The 10,331-nt window shown below is 60.4% G+C and carries 9 protein-coding genes and 1 riboswitch; of the genes, 7 read left to right on the top strand and 2 right to left on the bottom strand.

Features of this window, described 5'->3' with window-relative positions; translation table 11 throughout:
* Positions 1-197 precede the first annotated feature (197 nt).
* Together P5540_14815 and P5540_14810 are read right to left on the bottom strand one after the other, a co-directional pair.
* Positions 198-1,493, bottom strand: coding sequence for a Gfo/Idh/MocA family oxidoreductase (locus P5540_14815; GenBank protein HRT66087.1), 1,296 nt, complete (start codon positions 1,491-1,493; stop codon positions 198-200).
* 66 nt (positions 1,494-1,559) lie between these two features.
* Positions 1,560-2,909, bottom strand: coding sequence for a Gfo/Idh/MocA family oxidoreductase (locus P5540_14810; protein HRT66086.1), 1,350 nt, complete (start codon positions 2,907-2,909; stop codon positions 1,560-1,562).
* 489 nt (positions 2,910-3,398) lie between these two features.
* Between P5540_14810 and P5540_14805 the strand changes: the two genes are divergently transcribed.
* The 7 genes from P5540_14805 (at position 3,399) to P5540_14775 (ending at position 10,289) form a co-directional block, all read left to right on the top strand.
* The gene (locus P5540_14805; GenBank protein HRT66085.1) at positions 3,399-4,730 is read left to right on the top strand and encodes a phenylacetate--CoA ligase; all 1,332 of its coding nucleotides are present in this window, start codon (positions 3,399-3,401) and stop codon (positions 4,728-4,730) included.
* A 60-nt stretch (positions 4,731-4,790) separates the two neighbouring features.
* Positions 4,791-5,228 carry an amino acid-binding protein gene (locus P5540_14800; GenBank protein HRT66084.1) on the top strand — a complete coding sequence of 146 codons (438 nt, stop codon included), beginning with the start codon at positions 4,791-4,793 and terminating at the stop codon, positions 5,226-5,228.
* A 232-nt stretch (positions 5,229-5,460) separates the two neighbouring features.
* Positions 5,461-6,111 (top strand): OmpA family protein, encoded by a 651-nt coding sequence (locus P5540_14795; GenBank protein HRT66083.1) that lies wholly within the window; start codon positions 5,461-5,463, stop codon positions 6,109-6,111.
* A gap of 111 nt (positions 6,112-6,222) precedes the next feature.
* Positions 6,223-7,122, top strand: coding sequence for a site-specific tyrosine recombinase XerD (gene xerD, locus P5540_14790; GenBank protein HRT66082.1), 900 nt, complete (start codon positions 6,223-6,225; stop codon positions 7,120-7,122).
* 75 nt (positions 7,123-7,197) lie between these two features.
* Positions 7,198-7,313: riboswitch (FMN riboswitch) on the top strand.
* Between the two features lie 48 nt (positions 7,314-7,361).
* Entirely contained in the window at positions 7,362-8,441 is a 1,080-nt protein-coding gene (gene ribD, locus P5540_14785; GenBank protein HRT66081.1) for a bifunctional diaminohydroxyphosphoribosylaminopyrimidine deaminase/5-amino-6-(5-phosphoribosylamino)uracil reductase RibD, read from the top strand.
* 3 nt (positions 8,442-8,444) lie between these two features.
* The gene (locus P5540_14780; GenBank protein HRT66080.1) at positions 8,445-9,074 is read left to right on the top strand and encodes a riboflavin synthase; all 630 of its coding nucleotides are present in this window, start codon (positions 8,445-8,447) and stop codon (positions 9,072-9,074) included.
* Positions 9,075-9,095: 21 nt separating this feature from the next.
* A complete protein-coding gene (locus tag P5540_14775; protein HRT66079.1) occupies positions 9,096-10,289 on the top strand; it encodes a bifunctional 3,4-dihydroxy-2-butanone-4-phosphate synthase/GTP cyclohydrolase II in 1,194 nt (397 codons plus the stop codon).
* The last annotated feature ends 42 nt before the right edge of the window (positions 10,290-10,331 follow it).

Here is a 10,331-nt window from a genome sequence, read left to right as displayed (position 1 = left end):
CTTGCAAAAATCCGGGTTTGACGGGTCCGGCCTGAAAGGCCGCGGACATGACAGCCCAGGGCAACGCCCTGGGAAATGGGCATTATAATATGATAACAAGCCCTGAAAGGGCGTAACATCATACCAACTCCACATGGGACAGTCTGGTTTACGCATCGAATCCTGGAAACTTTTCGTTTCATGCCCATGGTTTTTTATCAAGTTTCCCACGGACTGCGATCCGGGCGCGACAACAACCGGTTGGCTTCGTCGTCGCCGATGAATCGCTCCGCCACGGGGTCCCATTTCAACCGCCGGTTCAATTGATGGCTAATATTCCCCAACTGGCATATCGTCGAAGTCCGGTGTCCGGCCTCGACGTCAGCGATGCAACGCTCCCGCGTTTTCACACACTCCAGAAAATCCGTGCGATGATCGCGGTGTCGGCACAGGCGCACATCGCCCGGCCCCAATTTCGCCTGAAGGAGTTGCGGCGGATCCGCGCGCAGAAACCCGCGGCTCACCATAATCTTGCCTTTCGTGCCATGAAACACGCAGTCTGCCTCGCCGCCGTGATACATCGGCAGACCGTTGGCGTAGAGGAACGTCATGCGCTTGACGTCCTTGCCGTCCGGAGGGATGACCTCAACCGGTCCGCTGCCATCCATGTCGAGCGCCCACTGCGCAATGTCGAAATGGTGCGCGCCGAAATCGCTGAACCCGCCGCCCGCGTAATCGCGGTAGCTTCGCCAGTTCGGAAATCCGGGGAAGTTCATCGGGCACAACTCGGAACTGTACGGCCGCCACGGCGCGGGACCCAGCCATGCGTCCCAATCGAGCGTCGGCGGCGCCGGTTCCGGCGGCAGGCTGTGGGTGTCTATCGGAAATCCGCCGATGCCGATATCAATGCTGGTTAGATCGCCGATGACCTTGTTGCGCACGAGTTCCGCCGCCCGGGAAAAGTAATTGTCGTATTCGGAACGCTGCTGGCTTCCGGTCTGAAACACGCGTCCGTAGCGCCGCACCGCGTCAACCACCGCGCGGCCGTCGGCGATGAAGCGCGTCATCGGCTTTTCGCAGTAAATGTCCTTGCCGGCCTTGGCGGCCAGAATCGCCGGGATCGCGTGCCAGTGATCGGGGGTTGCAATGCAAACCGCGTCAATATCCGGGCGCGCCAGCAGTTCGCGGAAGTCGCGATACAGGGCGCATCCCTTGTAGTTCGCGCGGTCGCTCTGGTTGGCATAATGCGATTCGACCGCATTCTTTGCCTTTTCAAGACGTCCCGTCTCGACATCGCACACGGCGATCACCTGGACATCCGGACGGCGCTTGAATGCCTCGACGTGCGATTCGCGGCCCAGTTTGCCCACGCCGATGAATCCCATGCCGATTCGGTTGCTTGGCGCGACGTTCCCGTCCGCGCCCAAAACAGACGAGGGCACGATCGCCGGAAACAGTGCCGCCATGGCCGACCGTTTCAAAAATCCCCGCCGGGTCACGCAATTGTCCCGCATAGCCGCTCCTTGCCTGTTTTAAAACCCTGCAAAGAAATTCATGGTTGCAATCGCAACACCCAAATTTCACGCCAAATGCCACGGCGCGCGCATCGCGCGCATCCGTTTTCGATCAGCCTCGTCGTCGCCGATAATGCGTTCCGCGACGGGATCCCATTTAATTTTACGTCCGAGTTGCATTGCGATATTGCCCAAATGCGCAATCGTGATTGCCCGGTGGGCGACTTCGATCGGCGTAATCGTCTGCGCGCGCGACTTGATGCAGTCCAAAAAATTGTCCATGTGATCCAGGCTCTTGTACAAATGGATGTCGTTGGGCCCCCACTTGGTTTGCAGCAGCGACTTCGGTTCCGCGTCAATGCCGCCCCGGTCCACCCATACCCAGCCTTCCGTGCCTTTCCATAATGCGCCGCCCCGGTTTTTGTTGGACACGATCATCGTGAAACCGTCCGGCGCCACGGGCGACGCCCCCGGCGCATACTTGCACGTGAACCGGTAATTCGTTGCGGCGTTGTACAGCCCTTCCCGGGGATATTCCCCCGTTCCCTCGACTTCTACCGGGCCGGTATACTCCGTGCCCATGCCCCAATTCGCGATATCGCAATGGTGCGCGGCCCAGTCGGTCAATTGGCCGCCCGAATAGTCGAGAATCCAGCGGAAATTCCAGTGGCAACGCTTTTCGGTATAGGGGGCCTCGGGAGCCGGTCCCAGCCAGAAGTCGTAATCGAAGCCATCCGGTACGGGCATCGGCGGCTGCGGCTCAATGCTGGGTCCCGTCGGCAGGCCGACCTCGACCGTGTGCACCGTGCCGATACGGCCGTTGCGCACCAGTTCGCAGGCAAACCGGAAATGCTGCTGCGATCGCTGCCAACTGCCCGTTTGCCACACGCGCCCGAAATGATGGACCGCGTCGCACATCGCGCGGCCTCCCTCGATCGTCAGTGAAAGCGGTTTCTCGGCGTAGATGTCCAGGCCGCGCCGCGCTGCGGCTATCGCGGGAATCGCATGCCAATGGTCCGGCAGGGCGATGGACACCGCGTCGAGATCGGTCCGCGCCAATAATTCACGGAAATCGTTGTACTCCGCGCAGTCCGTGTTTCCGTAGCGATCATCCACGATTTTCTTGGCCGCGAGACGGCGCGAACGGTCCACGTCGCACACGGCCACGACCTGCACGCGTTTCCCATGTTCCAAGAAACTGCGCATGTTGCCCGTGCCTTGGCTGCCCGTGCCGATGCAGCCGATCACCACCCGGTTGCTCGGCGCCACCGAACCATCCGCGCCGAGGACCGACGGAGGAATAAGATAAGGAAATGCTGCCGCGCCGCCCGCCGCCGCAACCGTTTTTCTGAGGAAGTCGCGCCGGCTGCAACCTTTGTTGTGCGCGCCCTGCCGTTTGCCCTGTCGGTTCATCATGCTGTCTCCTTGCCGCTTCCGGCCTGGATGTCCCCGCCGTGCGTCCGGCGAAAACACGCCGCCGCGATGTCAACATCAACGGCGCTGTTTTCACCGCGACGCCCGCACATCGCATGGATGTCGCAAACAAAGAGACTATAATGCGACAAATGCCGTCTAATATCAACCCCGTCACAATCCGCACGTAACGGGGAGGGTTGGCGTCCTCGCCGACCGGTATTTACGCAAAAAATCCTTGATTTAGCAGGTCAACCCGGAGCGGTGTGCGAGGACGCTCGCCCGCCCAAACATCAAGAACTTCGCAATCATGCCTCTTCCGCTGAGATGCGGCCCTTACGGGATGTAACGCACCCGGCCGCATCTTATGTGCGGATCGCATACCCCGCCGAATGCGTTTGTTTCCGGACAATAAGGGTCTCTATACTTTGACGGCGCGCCGGGCCGGCGCGAACGTTGAACCGGATACCACGAACGGACGGGAGAAATTACGTGCACGGATTCGCTCATGATGCCGGGGGGGTGTTCCATCCCGCCAGCGCGCCGGATTTTCTGCCGCCGGCGCAGTTGCGGGCGTTGCAATTGCACCGGCTTCAAGTCATTGTCAAGCGGGCGTACGATCATGTGGCGCTGTTCCGCGCCCGAATGGACGAACGCGGCGTCAAGCCGGAACATATCCAATCCCTGCAAGATGTCGCCCTTTTGCCGTTCACGGTCAAGGCCGACCTTCGCGACACCTATCCCTTTGGACTTTTCGCCAGCCCGATGAGCGAAGTGGTGCGCCTCCATGCATCGAGCGGCACGACCGGCAAGCCGATTGTCGTGGCTTACACGCAGGAGGATATCCGCGTGTGGGCCAGCGTGATGGTGCGATCGTTCGCGGCCTGTGGACTGGGCCGTGGCGACATCATCCAGAACGCCTACGGTTACGGATTGTTTACGGGCGGACTCGGCGCGCACTACGGCGCGGAGGCCCTGGGCGCGACGGTCATACCGGTTTCCGGCGGCAACACGGATCGCCAGATTATGATTATGCAGGATTTCGGCGTTACGGCGATCTGCTGCACGCCGAGTTATTTCCTTCACCTGATCGAACGGGCCGGCGAAATGGGCGTTGACCTTCGCAAACTGCCCCTGAAGGCCGGCGTTTTCGGAGCGGAGCCGTGGACCGAGGACATGCGCCGGCGCATCGAACCCGCGGCGGGCATCAAGGCGTTCGATATTTACGGCTTGTCCGAGATTATCGGGCCGGGCGTCGCCAACGAGTGCATGCACCAGGCCGGCCCGCACATTTTCGAGGACCATTTTTTGGCCGAGATTATCCATCCGGAAACACTCGAAGTCCTGCCGGACGGCGAGGAAGGGGAACTGGTGCTGACGACGCTCAGCAAATGGGCCATGCCGATGATCCGGTACCGGACACGCGACATTACCGCGCTCGATGCCGAACCCTGCCGGTGCGGGCGCACCATCCGGCGCATCCGGCGCATCGGACGCCGAAGCGACGACATGTTCATCATCCGCGGCGTCAACGTGTTTCCATCGCAAATCGAGGCCGCGCTGCTGAAAGCCGAAGGCACGTTGCCGCACTATCAAATCGTCCTGACGCGCGACAAGGGACTCGATCACGTCGAAGTGCAGGTCGAAGTCACCGCCGAAGTCTTCAGCGACACGGTGGGTGCGCTCGAACGGCTTCGCACGCAGATCGGCCAGGCCATCGAACACATCCTGGGCATCCGCGTGCAGGTGACGCTCGTGCAGCCGCGCACGATTCAGCGCAGCGAGGGAAAGGCAAAACGCGTGATTGACAAGCGGCGGATCTGAAAAGCATAACGCAAAGGCGGCGCGCCGGCTTCGGCGCGCCCCGGAAGGAAAGGCCATGCCATGTTGATTCATCAGTTGTCGTTGTTTTTGGAAAACAAGCCCGGTCGCCTGATCGAACCGTGCCGGGCCTTGGCGGAGGCCGGTGTCAATATCGCAACGCTGTCGCTGGCGGACACCCGGCAGTTCGGCATCCTGCGGCTGATTGTCAACGATTGGCAAAAGGGCAAGGAGGCGCTCGAACAGGCGGGATTCGTCGTGTCCGTCACGGAAGTCGTTGCCACAGAAATCGCGGACCGGCCCGGCGGACTGGCCGATGTGCTTGAAATCATCGAAAAAGGCCGCATCAACATCGAATACATGTACGCCTTTGCGTCCCGCAGCAACAACAAGGCCGTGCTTGTGTTCCGGTTCGATAAACCCGCCGCCGCCGTCGAACTCCTGTGCGCAAAAGGTGTGAATGTAATCGGCGTCGAAGACGACGAACCCGACGAGCATTGAGAGGCAAGGCGTCCGAAATCGTTTTTTGACTTGCAACCTTTCATCTCTTGTGGTAATATTAAGTTACACTCTCTGTCAAAAAAAACGCATTCCGCATGAAAACAGAGCGGAAAGCGAGAGTATTATCTTGACAAAGCCTGTGGTTTGTGGTTAAATGACGAAGCAAAGAGTTATAGTGTCAATGTCTCGGATGTAGGGTACGGTTTGAGCGGAAAAAGAGGAGATGACCAAAATGAAAAAAATGATGGTGTTGACGCTGGCGGTTGCCTTGGCAACCCTTGGCGGCTCTGCGTTTGCGCAGGGGAAAGTGTGGGACGATCTGTCGTGGTGGGGTCAGAGCGGGGCAACACCGGCTCCGGTGAAGGATTGCACGCGTTCCGGTTATTGGTGGTGGCCGACGGAACCCAAGTCGAACGCCGATGATTCGGAACTGTGGGGCAACCGCGGCGTAGTGTACGCCCAGTACACCGAGAAGGTCGAGCCTCCGGCGCCCGCGCCCGCACCGCCGCCGCCTGCTCCGCCGGTCAAGGTAAGCCGCCAGAAACCGGTCTTCAATCACGTGCTGTTCGATTTTGACAAGTCCGTGCTGAAGCCGGAAGGTAAAGCCGCGACGGATGAAGTGATCAAGAGCCTTAAAGAACACGAGAAAGACACCGTGCTTATCGAAGGTCACACGTGCAACATCGGCGCCGCGGACTACAACATGGGTCTGGGCCAGCGCCGCGCGGATTCCGTGAAGAAGTACATGATCGAGCAGGGCATTGCCGAATCCCGCATCACGACGAAGAGCTTCGGCCTGACCCAGCCGGCCGTGCCGAACGACACCCCCGAGCACCGCAAGCTGAATCGTCGCGCGGTATTTGACATTACCGTCGTGGATTGACGATAGACCACATGAAGGCATGACGCGGCATGGCCGCGTTTGAAAAGAAGACGAACCGCCCCGTGCGCGTGCGCGGAGGCGGTTTGTCTTTTTACTGGGGAAACCACCGTCGTGTCGAACCCTAGGGAATTGGAAACGCTTCTCGATACTTACCTCGAAGCGGCCGTGTTCGAGATGGGCCTGAGCGAGAGGACGGTGGCCGCCTATGCGGCGGATCTGCGCGCCTATGTTTCGCATCTTGCGGCGCGTGGCGTCAAATCGGCCAACGCTGTGGATCGCGCGGCGGTGTTGGATCATTTGACGACCCTGCGCGACGCCGGCCTCTGTGCGCGATCCATAACCCGGCATTTGAGCGCCATCCGTCGTTTTCATGCCTTTCTGCACCAAGAACGGCTGTCGGAAACCAACCCCCTTGCCGGGCTCGATTCCCTGCATCTTGCCCGAACGCTTCCCAAAAATTTGTCCGAACAGGAAATCGAACGGATGATTGCCGCCGTGTCGCCCGGGGATCCGGACGGCATCCGCAATGCCGCCATTCTTGAACTTTTCTATTCCTGCGGCCTGCGCATCAGCGAATTGGCGACACTTCCCCTGCGTGACGTGGCCTTGGCCGAATCGCTTGTGCGGGTGCGCGGGAAAGGATCAAAAGTACGGCTGGTGCCCCTCGGCGAACGGGCGATTGCGCGGGTGCAGGCATGGCTGCGCGTGCGCGTGGAAAAGCAAAATGTCCGGAGTGACACGCTCTTCCTGTCCAAACACGGCAAGCGCATGAGCCGGACGAGCATCTGGGCCATCGTAAAACGTTATGCCCGCCTTGCGAACATTTCCAAAAACGTTTCGCCCCATACGCTGCGCCATTCCTTTGCGACGCATCTGCTTGACCATGGCGCCGATCTCCGGGCCGTGCAGGAAATGCTCGGCCATGCCGACATCGCCACCACGCAAATCTATACCCATGTCAGCGCCGAACGCCTTCACAGGGCCCACAAGGAATTTCATCCCCGGTCGTAGCCGCGTGGGCAATCCGCCCCGGCTGCGCGTTTGACAGACCGGCGGTGGGTTGTTAGAATAACCGCCAGTGTTGAGAATAGCCTTCGGGACAGGGTGCGATTCCCGACCGGCGGTAAAGTCCGCGAGCGTGCAAGCGCTGATCCGGTGCAATTCCGGAACCGACGGTACAGTCCGGATGGGAGAAGGCCGCGCGATAGCTTTGTCCCGGAGGCGGTGTGTCTTTCGGGACGATTTTGTTTATGGCGAGCGATCGCGAGTTTATGCAGCGTGCGCTGGAACTGGCCGCGCAGGGCCGGGGCCGGACCAGTCCGAACCCGATGGTTGGCTGCGTCGTCGTGCGCGACGGCCGGATCGTCGGCGAGGGTTTCCATGCCAGGGCCGGCGCACCGCACGCCGAAGTTCACGCCATCAAGGCGGCGGGAGACGTCCGTGGCGCGACGTTGTACGTTACATTGGAACCGTGTTGTTTCCATGGCCGCACGCCGCCCTGCACGGACCTGATCATCAAGCACAAGCCGGCACGGGTCGTTGTGGCGATGCCGGATCCCAATCCAAAAGTGGCGGGCGAAGGCATTTTCCAGTTGCGCAACGCGGGTATCGAGGTTGAAGTGGGATTGTTTGAGGACGCGGCGCGGCGGCTCAATGAGGCCTTCTGCAAGCATATTGTCACGCGGATGCCGTTTGTCATTGCGAAGTGCGGCATGTCGCTCGACGGCAAGATTGCCACGCGGACCGGCGATTCGCGATGGGTCACGAGCGAGGCGGCGCGGCATAGGGTTCACGAACTGCGCAATGAAGTGGATGCGATTCTCGTGGGCAGCCGGACTGTCATGTTGGACGATCCGAGTCTGACCACGCGCCTTGAATCCGGCAAGACGAAAGATCCGATCCGCGTGATTCTCGACGCGGACGATTATCTCGATCCGCGCGCACGGGTATTCCACCTCGAAAGCAAGGCGCCGACGTGGATTGTTGTGCCCGATGATCGGACTATTCCCGGCGCGGACGAGACGATTCACATCCCGTCGGGACCCGGCGGACTCGATATGCGCCATCTCATGCGCGAACTGGGCGCGCGTGATGTCGTGTCCGTCCTGATTGAAGGCGGCGGTACAACGATCGCCTCCGCCTTCGAGGCGGATCTCGTGGACAAAGTGCTTTTTTTCGTGGCGCCGAAAATCGTTGGCGGGCGGGACGCCATCACGGCCGTCGAAGGCGAAGGCGTTGCCCGCATGGCGGACGCAATTCCGCTCGAACACATGCGCGCGACGCCCGTGGGCGAGGACATTCTCATTGAAGCATACGTGCGGAGATCCTGAATCATGTTTACGGGACTGATCGAGGAAATCGGCGCGGTCTTAAGGCGGCCCGGCACAGAACTCGCCATCATGGCCAAAACCATCCTCGAAGGACTCCGTCCCGGCGACAGTGTCGCCATTGACGGTGCGTGCATGACGGTTACGGGCATCCACGGCGATCACTTTATCGTACAGGTTTCGCCGGAATCGTTTGCTCGGACCACGCTCGCTCGTCTTCGCCCCGGCGACGCGGTCAATCTCGAACGGGCCATGGCCGCGGGCAGCCGGTTCGGCGGCCACTTTGTGCTGGGTCATGTTGATGGGGTCGGACGAGTCGCGGCGATTCAGGATCAGGGTGAGTTTTCCCTGTGGCGGTTTCAAGCGCCGGACGACGTGGCGCGCTACCTCGTTCCCAAGGGATCAGTGGCCGTCAACGGGATCAGCCTGACCGTGATCGAACCGGCGGGCGACACTTTCGGCGTGGCGGTCATTCCCACGACGTTGAAACAAACGACGCTGGGCATGAAACGCCCCGGCGACGCGGTCAATCTCGAAGCCGATGTGATCGGCAAGCACATATACCATTACGTGAAGGGAAACAGCGGACGGAAGGATCTCGACGTGGATTTTCTGTCACGACACGGATTCGCCTAGCAGGCAGGGAGCCGTAAACGGATGTTCGCACCGATACCCGAAATACTCGAAGAATTGCGCGCGGGACGCATGATCATCCTCGTGGACGACGAGGATCGCGAAAACGAGGGCGATCTGACCATCGCGGCGGAAAAAGTTACGCCCGAAATCATCAATTTCATGGCCAGGCATGCGCGCGGCCTGATTTGCCTCGCCTTGACACCCGAGCGCATCGAGGAACTACAACTGCCGCCAATGTCGCCGGACAACACCTCGCGATTTCAGACGGCGTTTCATGTTTCAATCGAAGCCGCGACCGGCGTCACGACCGGTATCAGCGCACACGACCGGGCAAGGACAATTCAGGTTGCGGTGGATCCGAAGAGCCGGCCGGAGGACCTCGTGCGGCCCGGCCACGTGTTTCCGCTGCGCGCCCGCGAAGGCGGGGTACTCGTCCGTACGGGCCAGACCGAAGGGTCGGTGGACCTTGCGCGCATGGCCGGGCTGATTCCCGCCGGCGTCATCTGCGAAATCATGAACGACGACGGCACAATGGCGCGCGTGCCGCAACTGATCGAATTCGCGCGGGAGCACAATATCAAGATCTGCTCGATTCAGGATATCATTGAATACCGCCGCCGCACGGAGCGGCTCGTGCGCCGAATCGCCGAAACGCGCCTGCCCACCGAATACGGCACGTTTCGCCTGCTGGCGTACGAAACGGACATAGACGACGCGCATCACCTCGCCTTGGTCAAGGGCGAGATCGCGCCGGACAAGGACATCCTCGTCCGCGTGCATTCCGAATGTCTCACCGGCGACGCATTTCATTCAATGCGCTGCGACTGTGGCGCGCAATTGCACGAGTCGCTGCGCATGATCGAGCGGGAAGGCTGCGGCGTCCTGGTCTATATGCGCCAGGAAGGCCGCGGCATCGGGCTTGCCAACAAGATCAAGGCCTACGCCTTGCAGGATCAGGGACTCGATACCGTCGAGGCCAACGTCCATCTTGGATTCGATCCCGACCCGCGCGAATACGGCATCGGGGCGCAGATTCTGGTGGACCTCGGCGTCAAACACATGCGTCTCATGACCAACAATCCGGTCAAGCGCGCCGGACTTGAAGGATACGGGTTGCACATTTCCGGGCGTGTGCCCATCGAGGTTCCGCCGAACGATATCAACGAGCGGTACCTGCGAACCAAGAAGGAAAAGATGGGGCACCTGATATTGTAAAGATGAAGAACGAAGGAATTGCGGATTGAGGATCCGACCGAT

The organism is Candidatus Hydrogenedentota bacterium (genome assembly GCA_035450225.1).
Lineage (GTDB): Bacteria > Hydrogenedentota > Hydrogenedentia > Hydrogenedentales > SLHB01 > DSVR01.
This window is presented reverse-complemented; position numbering and strand designations above follow the sequence as displayed.

Coding starts and splice junctions, on each gene's coding strand:
- P5540_14815 (HRT66087.1), bottom strand. CDS start 1,493: ATGCGGGACAATTGCGTGACCCGGCGGGGATTTTTGAAACGGTCGGCC.
- P5540_14810 (HRT66086.1), bottom strand. CDS start 2,909: ATGATGAACCGACAGGGCAAACGGCAGGGCGCGCACAACAAAGGTTGC.
- P5540_14800 (HRT66084.1), top strand. CDS start 4,791: ATGTTGATTCATCAGTTGTCGTTGTTTTTGGAAAACAAGCCCGGTCGC.
- P5540_14795 (HRT66083.1), top strand. CDS start 5,461: ATGAAAAAAATGATGGTGTTGACGCTGGCGGTTGCCTTGGCAACCCTT.
- ribD (HRT66081.1), top strand. CDS start 7,362: ATGGCGAGCGATCGCGAGTTTATGCAGCGTGCGCTGGAACTGGCCGCG.
- P5540_14780 (HRT66080.1), top strand. CDS start 8,445: ATGTTTACGGGACTGATCGAGGAAATCGGCGCGGTCTTAAGGCGGCCC.
- P5540_14775 (HRT66079.1), top strand. CDS start 9,096: ATGTTCGCACCGATACCCGAAATACTCGAAGAATTGCGCGCGGGACGC.